At 70.2% G+C, this 13,924-nt stretch carries 12 protein-coding genes; all 12 read right to left on the bottom strand.

Going from position 1 to position 13,924, the window contains the following annotated elements:
* Window positions 1-40: 40 nt before the first annotated feature.
* Genes ftsA through ftsL form a run of 12 tightly spaced genes read right to left on the bottom strand, consistent with a single transcriptional unit; the run spans window position 41 to window position 13,923 of the window.
* Window positions 41-1,270: a cell division protein FtsA gene (gene ftsA, locus QM701_RS09140; protein WP_415166763.1), complete on the bottom strand. Its 1,230-nt coding sequence runs from the start codon at window positions 1,268-1,270 to the stop codon at window positions 41-43.
* Window positions 1,267-2,007, bottom strand: a complete 741-nt coding sequence (locus QM701_RS09145; protein ID WP_415166764.1) for a cell division protein FtsQ/DivIB — start codon at window positions 2,005-2,007, stop codon at window positions 1,267-1,269. Before QM701_RS09145 ends, ftsA begins: the two co-directional genes overlap by 4 nt.
* 24 nt (window positions 2,008-2,031) lie before the next feature.
* Window positions 2,032-2,955, bottom strand: a complete 924-nt coding sequence (locus QM701_RS09150; protein WP_415169368.1) for a D-alanine--D-alanine ligase — start codon at window positions 2,953-2,955, stop codon at window positions 2,032-2,034.
* 2 nt (window positions 2,956-2,957) lie between these two features.
* Window positions 2,958-4,346: a UDP-N-acetylmuramate--L-alanine ligase gene (murC, locus tag QM701_RS09155; RefSeq protein WP_415166765.1), complete on the bottom strand. Its 1,389-nt coding sequence runs from the start codon at window positions 4,344-4,346 to the stop codon at window positions 2,958-2,960.
* Window positions 4,343-5,410 (bottom strand): undecaprenyldiphospho-muramoylpentapeptide beta-N-acetylglucosaminyltransferase, encoded by a 1,068-nt coding sequence (murG, locus tag QM701_RS09160; protein ID WP_415166766.1) that lies wholly within the window; start codon window positions 5,408-5,410, stop codon window positions 4,343-4,345. Before murG ends, murC begins: the two co-directional genes overlap by 4 nt.
* Window positions 5,407-6,567 (bottom strand): putative lipid II flippase FtsW, encoded by a 1,161-nt coding sequence (gene ftsW, locus QM701_RS09165; RefSeq protein WP_415166767.1) that lies wholly within the window; start codon window positions 6,565-6,567, stop codon window positions 5,407-5,409. Before ftsW ends, murG begins: the two co-directional genes overlap by 4 nt.
* Window positions 6,567-7,934, bottom strand: a complete 1,368-nt coding sequence (gene murD, locus QM701_RS09170; RefSeq protein ID WP_415166768.1) for a UDP-N-acetylmuramoyl-L-alanine--D-glutamate ligase — start codon at window positions 7,932-7,934, stop codon at window positions 6,567-6,569. The genes ftsW and murD overlap by 1 nt, the downstream gene beginning before the upstream one ends.
* Window positions 7,935-7,939: 5 nt before the next feature.
* A complete protein-coding gene (gene mraY / locus QM701_RS09175; protein WP_415166769.1) occupies window positions 7,940-9,028 on the bottom strand; it encodes a phospho-N-acetylmuramoyl-pentapeptide-transferase in 1,089 nt (362 codons plus the stop codon).
* Window positions 9,019-10,422: a UDP-N-acetylmuramoyl-tripeptide--D-alanyl-D-alanine ligase gene (locus QM701_RS09180; RefSeq protein WP_415166770.1), complete on the bottom strand. Its 1,404-nt coding sequence runs from the start codon at window positions 10,420-10,422 to the stop codon at window positions 9,019-9,021. Before QM701_RS09180 ends, mraY begins: the two co-directional genes overlap by 10 nt.
* Entirely contained in the window at window positions 10,419-11,906 is a 1,488-nt protein-coding gene (locus QM701_RS09185) for a UDP-N-acetylmuramoyl-L-alanyl-D-glutamate--2,6-diaminopimelate ligase (RefSeq protein WP_415166771.1), read from the bottom strand. The genes QM701_RS09180 and QM701_RS09185 overlap by 4 nt, the downstream gene beginning before the upstream one ends.
* A complete protein-coding gene (locus QM701_RS09190; RefSeq protein ID WP_415166772.1) occupies window positions 11,903-13,654 on the bottom strand; it encodes a peptidoglycan D,D-transpeptidase FtsI family protein in 1,752 nt (583 codons plus the stop codon). Before QM701_RS09190 ends, QM701_RS09185 begins: the two co-directional genes overlap by 4 nt.
* A complete protein-coding gene (gene ftsL, locus QM701_RS09195; RefSeq protein ID WP_415166773.1) occupies window positions 13,651-13,923 on the bottom strand; it encodes a cell division protein FtsL in 273 nt (90 codons plus the stop codon). The genes QM701_RS09190 and ftsL overlap by 4 nt, the downstream gene beginning before the upstream one ends.
* Window position 13,924: the final 1 nt, after the last annotated feature.

Genomic DNA, 13,924 nt, shown 5'->3' on the forward strand with positions numbered 1-13,924 from the left:
TCATGGCCTCTCTCCTCTGCAAAAAACTTTAAAAAACCGGTTAAAAATTCTTTTCGAACCAGGATTTCATCCATCCGAAAATCTGTTTCACGTCGCGCGTCTCGCGCACCTTCAGCCCGCGCTTCCTTTGCGTCAGCGCCTCCAGCAGCAGGCCGTAGGAGGTGGCGAAGCGCGGCGACTGGATGACGTCGGCCAGCGCGCCGGCATACTTGGGCACGCCGAGGCGCACCGGCATGTGGAAGACTTCTTCGCCGAGCTCGATCATGCCGGGCATCACCGCCGAGCCGCCGGTCAGGACGATGCCCGACGAGAGCACCTCCTCGAAGCCGGAGCGGCGCAGTTCGGCCTGGATCAGCTCGTACAGCTCCTCGACGCGCGGCTGGATGACGTCGGCCAGCGCGCGGCGCGACAGCTTGCGCGACGGCCGGTCGTCGACGCCCGCCACGTCGAGCACGTCCTCCGGGTCGGCGAGGTCGGACAGCGCGCAGCCGAACTTGCACTTGATGTCCTCGGCCTCACGCGTCGGCGTGCGCAGCGCCATGGCGATGTCGTTGGTGATCTGGTCGCCGGCGATCGGGATCACCGAGGTATGGCGGATGGCACCCTGCGTCCACACCGCGAGGTCGGTGGTGCCGCCGCCGATGTCGATCAGGCACACGCCGAGATCCTTCTCGTCCTCGGAGAGCACGGCGTAGCTCGACGACAGCGGCTGCAGCACCAGATCGTTGACCTCCAGCCCGCAGCGGCGCACGCACTTGACGATGTTCTGCGCCGCCGACACCGCGCCGGTGACGATGTGCACCTTCACTTCCAGGCGGAAGCCGCTCATGCCGATCGGTTCGCGGATGCCGTCCTGGTCGTCGATGATGAATTCCTGGGTCAGGATGTGCAGGATTTCCTGGTCGGCCGGGATCGGCATGGCGCGCGCGGTCTCGATCACGCGCTCGACGTCCATCGGCGTCACTTCCTTGTCCTTGATCGCCACCATGCCGTTGGAGTTGAAGCTGCGGATGTGGCTGCCGGCGATGCCCGTGTAGACGTCCTTGACCTTGCAGTCGGCCATCAGCTCGACTTCCTGGATCACCCGCGAGATCGTCGCCACGGTGTCCTCGATGTTCACCACCACGCCCTTCTTGAGCCCGCGCGAATCCTGCGAACCCATGCCGATGATGTTGAGCCGGTCGTCCGGACTGACCTCCGCCACCAGGGCCACGACCTTGGTCGTGCCGATGTCCAGGCCGACGATGATTTCCTTGTTTTCCCTGCTCATGGTTTCCCTTTGCTGTCACTTCCCGGCGCCGCGGCCAGTGCGTTCACTTTCAGCGCGAACCCCTTCGGATAGCGCATGTCCACGACCTCCGGCCTTTTCTTGGCCGCCGTCAGGATCGACGGATAGAACTCCACGAAACGTTCCAGGCGTTCGCGCACCGACGCCTTGGCCTGCTCGCGGCCGAGCTCGACGATCATCCCGTCGTCCAGCGTGAGCTGCAGCGCCAGGCGCGGCGACACCTTCAGCACGCGCGGCACGCGCCCGGTCGGCTTGAGCAGGTCGGCGGCCTGCCGGCAGTAGCCCAGCATCTCCGGCACGAAGCTGACCGGTCCGCTCAGCGACGGCAGGTCGCCCGGCGGCGCGCTGATGCCGGCCGTGAAAATCTCGCCGTGCGAGTTCACCAGCTGCCCGCTCGACTGGTCCCAGAAGGCCACCGGCACGTGCTCCTCGATGCTCACCTCGATGCTCGCCGGCCAGCGCCGCCGCACCTCGGCCCGCCGCACCCAGGGCACCTGCTCCAGCGACTGCCGGAACGCTTCCAGGTTGACGCTGAAAAAGTTGCCGCGCAGGCTGTCGGCCAGCGCGCGCTCCAGTTCGGCGCGCCGCACCGCGTGCAGTTCGTTGGTCACCGCCAGTTCCCGGATCGGGAAGAGCGGCAAGCGCGCCGCGCCGATCGCCACGGCCACCAGCAAGGCCGCCGCACCCGCCGTGAAGAGCAGGTCCGCGACGTCCTTCATCAATTGCGGCCGGTTCCACATCGATCATCCCAACGCCGCCAGCGCCAGCACGCGCACGACCAGTTGCTCGTAGGACAGGCCGGCGACCCGCGCGGCCATCGGCACCAGCGAGTGGTCGGTCATGCCCGGCGAGGTGTTAACCTCCAGGAAATACGCATTCCCCTCCCCGTCCATCAGGAAATCGACCCGTCCCCAGCCGCGGCAGCCCAGCACGCGGAAGGCTTCCAGCGCCTGCGCCCGCAGTTCGCGCTCGCGCTCCTCCGGCAGGCCGCAGGGGCACAGGTAGCGCGTGTCGTCGCGCAGGTACTTGGCCTCGTAGTCGTAGAACTCGGTCGCCGGCTCGATGCGGATGATCGGCAGCGCCTCGTCGCCGAGGATGGCCACGGTGTACTCGCCGCCGAAGACGCCCTGCTCGGCCAGCACCAGCGCATCGTGCTTCGCCGCCTCGGCGTAGGCCGGCTGCAGCTCGCCCGGCCGGCTGACCTTGGTCACGCCGATCGACGAGCCTTCGCAGGCCGGCTTGACGAACAGCGGCAGGCCGAGCTCCTTTTCCACGGCGGGAAAATCGCTCGCCGCCGTCAGCATGGCGAACTCCGGGATCGGCAGCCCGACCGAGCGCCACAGTAGCTTGGTCCGCCACTTGTCCATGCCGACCGCCGAGGCCATCACGCCGCTACCGGTGTAAGGGATGCCCATCAATTCGAGCGCGCCCTGGATCGTGCCGTCCTCGCCGTAGCGGCCGTGCAGCATGATGAAGGCGCGGTCGAAGCCGGCCAGCTCGTCGAGCCGGCGCTCGGCCGGATCGAAGGCCTCGGCATCGACGCCCTGCCGCTGCAGGGCGTCGAGCACGCGCGCGCCGCTCTTCAGCGAGACGGCCCGTTCGGCCGACTTGCCGCCGAACAGCACGGCCACCTTGCCAAACTCGGACATACCGGAACCCTTCGTCATGCTCATGCTCCCGCCAGCTTGCCCGGCACGCCGCCGATCGAGCCGGCGCCCATGGTGATCACCACGTCGCCGGCGCGCGCCACGTCGAGGATCGTGCGCGGCATGTCGGCGATGTTCTCGACGAACACCGGATCGACGCGGCCGGCGACGCGCAGCGCGCGCGCCAGGGTGCGCCCGTCGGCGGCGACGATCGGCGTCTCGCCGGCGGCATAGACTTCCGCCAGGATCAGCGCGTCGACCGAGCCGAGCACGCCGACGAAATCCTCGAAGCAGTCGCGCGTCCGCGTATAGCGGTGCGGCTGGAAGGCCAGCAGCAGGCGGCGGCCCGGGAAGGCGCCGCGCGCGGCGGCGAGCGTCGCGCGCATCTCCGCCGGATGGTGGCCGTAATCGTCGATCAGCGTGCACGTCCCGCCGGCGGGCAGCGCCACCTCGCCGTAGCGCTGGAACCGCCGCCCGACGCCCTTGAACTCGGCCAGCGCCTTGGCGATGGCCGCGTCGGGCACGCCGACCTCGCTGGCCACGGCGATCGCGGCCAGCGCGTTGAGCACGTTGTGCATGCCGGGCAGGTTCAGCGTGACCGGAAAGCGCGTCACGCTGCCGTTGACGCGCACGCAGTCGAACCGCATGCAGCCGTCCGCCGCCGTCACGTTCTCGGCACGCACGTTGGCCGTTTCGTCCAGGCCGTAGCTGACGATCTGCTTCGACACCTGCGGCATGATCTCGCGCACGTGCGGATCGTCGGCGCAGAGCACCGCGACGCCGTAGAACGGCAGGCGCTGCAGGAAATCGACGAAGGTCTGCTTGAGCCGCCCGAAGTCGTGCCCGTAGGTTTCCATGTGGTCGGCATCGATGTTGGTGACGATGGACAGCACCGGCGACAGGTACAGGAAGGAGGCGTCCGACTCGTCGGCCTCGGCCACCAGGAAGTCGCCCGAGCCGAGCCGGGCGTTGGCGCCGGCCGCGTTGAGCCGGCCGCCGATGACGAAGGTCGGGTCCATGCCGCCCTCGGCCAGGATCGACGCCACCAGGCTGGTGGTGGTCGTCTTGCCGTGCGTGCCGGCCACGGCGATGCCGCGCTTCAGGCGCATCAGCTCGGCCAGCATCTGGGCGCGCGGCACCAGCGGAATCTTGCGCGCGCGCGCGGCCTGCACTTCCGGATTGTCGTCCCTGACCGCCGTCGACACGACCACGGCGTCGGCGTCGCCGACGTTCTCGGCGGCGTGGCCGGCGACCACGCGGATGCCCAGGCCGGCCAGCCGGCGGGTGGTGGCGTTGTCCGCCAGATCCGAACCGCTGACGCCGAAGCCCAGGTTCGCCAGCACTTCGGCGATGCCGCTCATGCCCGAACCGCCGACGCCGACGAAGTGGATGTTCTTGATCTTGTGCTTCATGACTTGCAAATCTCCTCGCATACCCGCGCCACCGTCGCCGCCGCCTCCGGCCGGGCCAGCGCGCGCGCGCATTCGGCCATGCGCAGCAACTGGCCGCGCGTGCAGTTGCGGATCTCGGCGACCGATTCCGGGGTCATTTCGTCCTGCGGCAGCAGCACGGCCGCGCCCGCGGCCGACAGGAAGCGCGCGTTGGACGTCTGGTGATCGTCGACCGCGTGCGGGAACGGCACCAGGATGCTGGCCGCGCCCGCCGCGGCCAACTCGGCCACGGTCAGCGCGCCCGCGCGGCACAGCACCAGGTCGGCCCATTCGTAGGCGCCGGCCATGTCCTGGATGAAGGCCACGCAGTTGGCGCGCACGCCGGCCGCCGCGTAGTTGGCTTCGAGCGCCGCCAGATGCTTCTCGCCGGCCTGATGGACGACCGTCGGCCGCTGCGCTTCCGGAATCAGGGCCAGCCCCTTGGGCACGATCTCGTTGATCGCCGCCGCGCCGAGGCTGCCGCCGAGCACCAGCAGATGCAGGGGCTCCGCGCCGTCGCGGCCGGCGAAACGCGCCGCCGGCTCCGGCAGCGCGGCGATCTCCGGACGCACCGGATTGCCCGCCCACTGGCTTTTCGGCAGGGTGTCCGGAAAGCCGCAGACGATGCGGTCGGCCACTTTGGCGAGCACGCGATTGGCCAGGCCGGCGATCGAATTCTGTTCGTGGATCACCAGCGGGCGGCCGAGCAGCACGGCCATCATGCCGCCGGGGAAGCTGACGTAGCCGCCCATGCCGAGGACCACGTCGGGCCTGATCCGGCGGATCGCGCGCAAGGCCTGCCAGAAGCCGGAAAGCAGGTTGACCGGCAGCAGCAGCTTGCGCAGCAGGCCCTTGCCGCGCAGCGCGGCGAAGCGCACCCAGGCCATCTCGTAGCCGCGCGCCGGCACCGTGCGCGCCTCGAAGCTGTCCGGGTTGCCCATCCAGACGACCTGCCAGCCGCGCTCGCGCAGGAGGTCGGCGACCGCCAGACCGGGGAAGACGTGGCCGCCGGTGCCGCCGGCCATGACGAGGAGCGTCCTGCTCATAGCTTCGCCCCGCGCATCAACTGCCTGTTCTCCCAATCCACCCGCAGCAGCACGGCGAGCGCCACGCAGTTGGCGAGGATGCCCGAGCCGCCGAAGCTCATCAGCGGCAGGGTCAGGCCCTTGGTCGGCAGGAGGCCCATGTTCACGCCCATGTTGATGAAGCCCTGCACGCCGAGCCAGATGCCGACGCCCTGCGCCACCAGCGCCGGGTAGAGCCGGTCGAGCGCGACGCACTGCTGGCCGATGACGAAGGCGCGCTGCACCAGCAGCGCGAACAGGACGATGACCGTGACCACGCCGGCGAAGCCGAGCTCCTCGGCGACCACCGCGAGCAGGAAGTCGGTGTGCGCCTCGGGCAGGTAGAACAGCTTCTCGATGCTGGCGCCGAGGCCGACGCCGAACAACTCGCCGCGCCCGAAGGCGATCAGCGCGTGCGAGAGCTGGTAGCCGCGCCCGAAGGCGTCGGACCACGGGTCCATGAAGCCGAAGATGCGGTCGCGCCGGTAGGGCGAGACGATGATCAGGATGGCGAAGGCCGCCACCAGCACGACGATCAGGATGGCGAACAGGCGGGCGCGCATGCCGCCCAGGAACAGGATGCCGATGGCGATCGAGATGATCACCACGAAGGCGCCGAAGTCGGGCTCCTTGAGCAGCAGCACGCCGACCGCCACCATGGCTGCGGCCATCGGCAGGAAGGCCTTCTTCAGGTCGTGCATGTGCGGCATCTTGCGCACGGTGTAGTCGGCCGCGTAGAGCACGGCGAACAGCTTCATCAGTTCCGACGGCTGCAGGTTGGCGACACCCAGCGCCAGCCAGCGGCGCGCGCCGTTGACGTCGCGCCCGACGCCCGGAATGAGCACCAGCGCAAGCAGCACGAAACCGGCGACGAACAGCCACGGCGAGATCTTCTGCCAGGTCTGCAGCGGCACCTGGAAGGCCAGCCCGGCGGCAATCAGCCCGATGACCAGGAACACCCCGTGGCGGATCAGGAAATAGGCGGGGTGGTTACCGGTGTGCTTGCCGGCCTCGGCGATGGCGATCGACGCCGAATACACCATCACCATGCCGAGCAGCAGCAGGATCAGGCCGCTCCACAGCAGGGTCAGGTCCACCTCGGACGGCAGGCGGCGGCGGGCGTCGAACGCGGGCAGCATCAGCGCGCCTCCGCCTGCAGGGTGCGCACCAGCCCGACGAACACCTCGGCGCGGTGGGCGTAGTTGCGGAACATGTCGAAACTGGCGCAGGCCGGCGACAACAGCACCGCGTCACCCGGCCGGGCGACGGAGGCGCACCAGCGCACGGCGTCTTCCAGGTCGGCGCAATGGCGCAGCGGCACGCCGCAGCCGGCGATCGCCTGCCCGATCAGCTCGGCGTCGCGCCCGATCAGCGCCACGGCGCGGGCGTGCTGCGCCAGGACGGGCGACAGCGGCGCGAAATCCTGCTCCTTGCCCTCGCCGCCGAGGATCAGCGCCACCTGGCGGCCCAGGCCCTGCACCGCGGCCTGCGTCGCGCCGACGTTGGTACCCTTCGAGTCGTCGTAGTAGGACACGCCGCCGATCTCGGCGACGAACTCGACGCGGTGCGCCAGCCCCTTGAACTCGCGCAAGGCGGGCACCAGCGCGGCCGGTTCCACGCCGACGGCTTCACACAGCGCCAGCGCGGCCATGGCGTTGGCCGCGTTGTGCAGCCCTGTCAGCTTGAGTTCGACCAGCGCGGCCAGCCGCTCGCCGCCGCGCACGATCCAGCCGTCGGCCAGACCGTAGTCGCCGGCCGACGGCGCCGGATTCAGGCCGAAGCTCACCGTCCGGCGCCCGGCGCGCGCCCAGGCCCGGCAGCGCGGGTCGTCGCGGTTGAGCAGCATCACGCCGTCGCCCTGGAACACGCGCTCCTTGGCGGCGGCGTAGCCGTCCATGCCGGCGTAGCGGTCGAGGTGGTCCTCGCTGACGTTGAGCACCGTCGCGGCGTCGGCGTCCAGCGCGTGGGTCGTTTCGAGCTGGAAGCTGGACAGTTCGAGCACCCACACTGCAGGCAGGGCGCCGGCGGCGAGCGCGGCCATCAGCGCGTCGAGCGCCGAGGGCGAGATGTTGCCGCAGGCCACCGCCGGCACGCCGGACCCGTTGAGCAGGTGGGCGGCCAGCGCCGTGGTGGTGGTCTTGCCGTTGCTGCCGGTGATGGCGATCAGCCGGCTGCGCGGCGCGTGGCGCCGGACGCCCCGGGCGAACAGCTCGATCTCGGAGACCACCGGCACGCCGCGCGCCAGGGCCGCCTGCACCTGCGGCGTCTGCACCGGCACGCCGGGCGAGATGGCGATCAGGTCGACGCCGGCGAAGGCGGCGTCCGCGAATTCGCCGGCCACCAGTTCCGCGCCCGGCACGGCGGCGCGCAGCGCCTCGACGTTGGGCGGCGCCTGCCGGCTGTCGGCCACGCGCACTGCGGCGCCCTCGCGCGCCAGCCACTTGGCCATGGCCAGGCCGCTCTCGCCGAGGCCGAGCACCAGCGCGTGTTTATCGGAGAATTCCATGGCGGTCAGCGGATCTTGAGCGTGGACAGGCCGGCCAGCACCAGCATGATGGTGATGATCCAGAAGCGCACGACGACCTGGGTTTCCTTCCAGCCGCCGAGCTCGTAGTGATGGTGCAGCGGCGCCATGCGGAAGATGCGCTTGCCGCCGCTGTGCTTGAAGTAGAGCACCTGCGCCGCGACCGACAGCGTCTCGGCGACGAACACGCCGCCCATGATCGCCAGCACGATTTCCTGGCGCACGATCACCGCCACGGTGCCGAGCGCCGCGCCGATGGCCAGCGCGCCGACGTCGCCCATGAACACCTCGGCCGGATAGGCGTTGAACCACAGGAAACCCAGCCCCGCGCCGGCCATCGCGCCGAGGAACACGGCCAGTTCGCCGGCGCCGGGGATGTAGGGCAGCAGCAGGTAGCGGGCGAAGACCGAACTGCCGGCGACGTAGGCGAAGATGGCGAGCGCCGAGGCGATCATCACGGCCGGCATGATCGCCAGTCCGTCGAGGCCGTCGGTCAGGTTCACCGCGTTGCTGGTACCGACGATCACCAGGTAGGTGAGGATGATGAAGCCGATCGAGCCCAAGGGATAGGCAATCGTCTTGAAGAACGGCACGATCAGTTCCATCTGCGCCGGAACCGTCGACGAGAAGGCGAGATACACCGCCACCAGCAGGCCGAGCACCGATTGCCAGAAATATTTCCAGCGGCTCGCCAGTCCCTCCGGATCGCGGTAAACCACCTTTTTCCAGTCGTCGTACCAGCCGATCGCGCCGTAGCCGAGCGTGACGATCAGCACCACCCAGACGTAGCGGTTGGTCAGGTCGCCCCAGAGCAGCGTGGTGATACCGATTGAGATCAGGATCAGCACGCCGCCCATGGTCGGCGTGCCCGACTTGGTCAGGTGCGTCTGCGGCCCGTACTGGCGCACCGCCTGGCCGATCTTCTTGGCCGCCAGCCAGCGGATCACGCGCGGCCCGGCGATGAACGAGATGACCAGCGCGGTCAGCGCGGCCAGCACGGTGCGCAGCGTGATGTAGTTGATCACGCCGAAGCCGCGCACGTCCTGCGCCAGCCATTGCGCCAGCATCAGCAGCATGATGGTTTCTCCTGTTCCTTCGGGGTGATGGCGTCGATCACCCGCTCCATGCGCATGAAGCGTGAACCTTTGACCAGCACGATCGCCTCGGGGGTCAATTCCGCGAGCAGCGCGGCGACGAGATCCTCGAACTTGCGGAAATGCTCGCCGCCGACGCCGAAGTTCCGCGCCGCCAGCGCGCTCGAATCGCCGAAGGCGAGCAGGCGGTCGACGCCCTGGCTCTTGGCGTAGCCGCCGATCTCGTCGTGGAACTGGCCGGTCATGGCGCCGATCTCGCCCATGTCGCCGAGCACCAGGATCTTGCGGCCGACCGTGGCCGCCAGGACGTCGATGCCGGCGCGCACCGAATCGGGATTGGCGTTGTAGGTGTCGTCGAGTACCAGCGCGCCGTGCAGCCCGGCGCGGCGCTGCAGGCGCCCCTTGAGGCCGCGGAAAGCCGCCAGCCCCTGGCGCACCGCCGCCAGCGGCACGCCCGCCGCCAGCGCCGCCGTCGCCGAACCCAGGGCGTTGCGGGCGTTGTGCGCGCCGGGCAGGGCCAGATCGACCTCGATGCGCTCGCCGCCGGCCGTGATCGCCACGCGGTTCTCCAGGCCGTGCGTGCGGCATTCGCCGGTCACGTCGGCCTGCCCGCCGAGCGAGAAGCACAGCCGCCGGCAATGGGCGCTCTGCGTGCGCCACAGCGCGGCCCACGGATCGTCGGCGTTGAACACCGCCACGCCGTCCGCGCCGAGCCCGGAGAAGATGCTGCCCTTCTCGGCGGCGATCACGTCGAGCGTGCCCATGCCTTCGAGGTGGGCGCGCTGGGCGTTGGTCACCAGCGCCACCGTGGGGCGGCCGAGGCGCGCCAGATAGGCGATCTCGCCGGGATGGTTCATGCCCATTTCGACCACCGCCGCGCGGTGGCCGGCGCCGAGCCCGAGCAGGGTGAGCGGCAGGCCGATGTCGTTGTTCAGGTTGCCCTGGGTCGCCAGCACCGCGTCGGCGCCGAACGCCGCCTGCATGATGCTGGTGATCATTTCCTTGTTGGTGGTCTTGCCGTTGCTGCCGGTCACGCCGATCACCGGCAGGTCGAAGCGCGCCCGCCAGCTGGCCGCCAGCTCACCCAGCGCGATGCGCGTGTCGGCGACCACGATCAGCGGCAGCCCGTCGACCGCGCCGGCCGCCCGCAGGGCCGCCGCGCCGGCGGCGTCCGCCACGGCCGCGGCGGCGCCGCGCTCATGCGCCGTGGCGACGAAATCGTGGCCGTCGAACCGGTCGCCGCGCAGGGCCACGAACAATTCGCCGGCCGCCACGCTGCGGCTGTCGGTCGACACACCGAGAAAGGCCGCGTTTTCGCCGTCCACCGTGCCCGACATCGCCCGCGCGGCGCTGGCCAGATCCATCTGCACGCTCATTCTTTTCCCTCCCGCCGTGCGTTCAACGCGGCCCGCGCTTCGCCGACGTCGGAGAACGGGCGGCGCACGCCGGCGATTTCCTGGTAAGGCTCGTGCCCCTTGCCGGCCAGCAGCACCACGTCGTTCGCGGCGGCGGCGCCGATCGTCCGGCGGATCGCCGCGCCGCGGTCGGCGATGACTTCGGCGTCGGGCACGGCGACGCCGATCTCGGCCAGGATCGCCGCCGGGTCTTCGCGGCGCGGGTTGTCGCTGGTGAGCACCACCCGGTCGGCCAGGCGCCGGGCGACTTCGCCCATCAGCGGACGCTTGCCCCGGTCGCGGTCGCCGCCGCAGCCGAACACGGCGATCAGTTGCCCGCCGCGCGCCGCGGCCGTGCTGCGCAGGGCGCCCAGGGCATTTTCCAGCGCGTCCGGCGTGTGCGCGTAATCGACGACGACGAGCGGCTCGCCCTGCCCGCCGACAGTTTCCAGGCGTCCCGGCGGCGCCGGCAGTTCGGCGCAGCGCGCGGCCACCTCGGCCGGCGTCAGGCCGGCGTCGAGCAGCACCGCCGCCGTGGCCAAGAGGTTCGAGACGTTGAAGCGGCCGACCAGCCGCGTTTCGACGCGGGCGCGGCCGTTCGGCGCGGCGAGCGTGAAGCGCAGGCCGCCGGGCGCGTCCTCGACGGCCTCGGCGCGCACCACGCCCTGGCGGTCGGCGCCCCGGCCTTCCTGCGTATAGCCGACCACGCGGCTCGCTGAGGTGCGCTGCATCAATTCGCGCCCGCAGGCGTCGTCCAGGTTGACCACCGCCAGACGCAGGCGCGGCCAGCTGAAGAGCTTTTCCTTGGCGGCGGCGTAGTTTTCCATCGAGCCGTGGTAATCGAGGTGATCGCGCGTCAGGTTGGTGAACACCGCCACGTCGACCCGCGCCCCGTCGAGGCGCCCTTCCTCAATGCCGACCGAGCTGGCTTCCAGCGCGCAGGCCTGCGCGCCCTGGTCCGCGAAATCGGCGAGATAGCGCGCCAGCATCGCCGCCTCCGGCGTGGTGAAGCCGGTTTCCGCCTGCCCGTCGGGGAAGCCCGCGCCGAGCGTGCCGATCACCGCGCAGCGGCGCGGATGCAGCCGGGCCAGCCACTGGCTGATGCTGGTCTTGCCGTTGGTGCCGGTGACCGCGATCAGCGACAGGCGCTCGCTCGGCTGGCCGAGCACGGCATGCGCCAGCGGTCCGCAGAGCCGGCGCAGGTCCGGCGCGCCGAGGTTCGGCAGACGCCATTCGTCGCGCCAGGCGAAGCCGTCGCCGGACTGCCAGAGCACGGCGGCGGCGCCGCGCGCGATGGCGTCCGGGATGTAGTCGCGCCCGTCGGCGGAGCCGCCGGGGAAGGCCGCGAACAGGTCGCCGGGCCGCACGCGGCGGCTGTCGTCGGCCACGCCGCGCGGCTGCACGCCCTGCGCGGCCAGCTCGCGCAGCAGCGCCGACACGTCGGCGAAACACGGCGCCGCGCTCACAGCCTTTCCCTTTCCGCACGGCCGTTGCGCGCGGCGGCCTGCACCACCGGCGCGTCCGGCAGGACGCCGAGCGTGCGCAGCGCGCCGCCCATCACCCGCGAAAACGTCGGGCCGGCGACGTCGCCGCCGTAGTGCACGCCGGCGCTCGGCTCGTCGATCATCACCGCCACCACCAGCCGCGGATCGGACACCGGCGCGAAGCCGACGAACGACGCCACGTATTTCTTGACGTACTGCCCGCCCTCGATCTTGTAGGCCGTGCCGGTCTTGCCGCCGACGCGGTAGCCCGGAATCTGCGCCTTCGGCGCCGTGCCGCCGGGCTGGGTGGCCATTTCCAGCATGGCCCGCACCTCGCGCGTGGTCTGCTGGCTGAACACCGGCGTGGCGCGCACCGGCGCCCCGTCGGTCTTGGTCAGCGTCAGCGGGATGATGTCGCCCTCGCGGGCGAAGATGGTGTAGGCGCGGGCGAGCTGCATCAGCGACACCGACAGCCCGTGGCCGTAGGACATGGTGGCCTGCTCGATCGGCCGCCAGGATTTCCACGGCCGCAGGCGGCCGGTGACCTCGCCGGGGAAGCCCAGTCCGGGCGCCTGCCCCAGCCCGATGGCCTCGTACATGTTCCACATCTGTTCCGGCGTGAGCATCGCGGCGATCTTCGCGGTGCCGACGTTGGACGATTTCTGGATCACCTGCGCGACGGTCAGCGGGCCGTGCGGATGCGCGTCGGAGATCGTCGCCGTGCCGATGGTCAGGCGGCCCGGCGCGCAGTTGATCACGGTGTCGAAGCGCACCTTGTTGGCCTCCAGCGCCAGCGCCGCGGTGAAGGGCTTCATCACCGAGCCGGGCTCGTAGGTGTCGGTCAGCGCGCGGTTGCGCAGCTGCGCGCCGGTCAGGCGCTCGCGGTTGTTCGGGTTGTAGGTCGGCCAGTTGGCGAGCGCCAGGATTTCGCCGGTGCGCACGTCGGCCACCACCACGCCGCCGGCCTTGGCCTTGAAATCCTCGACGGCCTGCTTGAGCTGGCTGTAGGCGATGTACTGGATTTTCGAGTCGAGCGCCAGGTGGATGTCCTTGCCGTCCTGCGGCGAGCGGATCGAACCGACGTCCTCGACGATCTGACCGCGCCGGTCCTTGATCACCGAACGGCTGCCGGGATGGCCGAGCAGCTGGCCCTGGAACGCCAGTTCGACGCCCTCCAGCCCCTTGTCGTCGACGCCGGTGAAGCCGACGATGTGCGCCGTCATCTCGCCGGTCGGGTAGTAGCGGCGGTATTCGCGGTCCTGGCCGATGCCGGGCAGCTTCAAGGCCGCCACCCGCTCGCCGATTTCCGGCGGCAGCTGGCGCTTGAGGAAAACGAAGGTCTTGTCGCTGGCCAGCCGGCGCGCCAGTTCCTTGACGTCCATTTCGAGCAGGCCGGCCAGCTGGCGCGTCTGCTCGGGCGTCAGCCGGGCGTCGGCGGGAATGGCCCAGATCGACTTCATCGGCGTGGATACGGCCAGCACGTCGCCGTGGCGGTCGGAAATCCGGCCGCGCGAGGCGGAAATCTCGAGATCGCGGCGATAGCGCGATTCGCCTTTCTCCTGCAGGAAATCCTCGTTCAGCACCTGCAGATAGAACGAGCGCCCGATCAGCACGGCGAAACTGGCCAGGATCAAGAGCGCCATCAGGCGGGAGCGCCACGCCGGCAGGCGCAGCTTGAGCACCGGGCTCTCGGCGAATTTATGCGCGCGCGCGCCGTTGAAATTCATCATCGCCCGCCTCCGGGTGCGGCGGTGAGAATCCGGGCCGGTTCCGGCACGCGCATTTTCAGCTTCTCGCGAGCGATCTTCTCGATGCGCGGCGAAGTCGCCCAGGTCGACAGTTCGAGCTGCAGCTGGCCGAACTCGACCTCCAGCTGGCGGGCGCGCTCCTGCTCGGCCTCGATCGCCTGGAACAGCTTGCGCGCCTTGTGCTGGGACGTCACCAGGCCCAGGGCGCAGACCAGGATGGCGAGCAGCAGCAGGACGTTCAGGCGCACCATT

It is taken from the genome of Propionivibrio sp., assembly GCF_047602565.1.
Classification (GTDB): Bacteria; Pseudomonadota; Gammaproteobacteria; order Burkholderiales; family Rhodocyclaceae; genus Propionivibrio.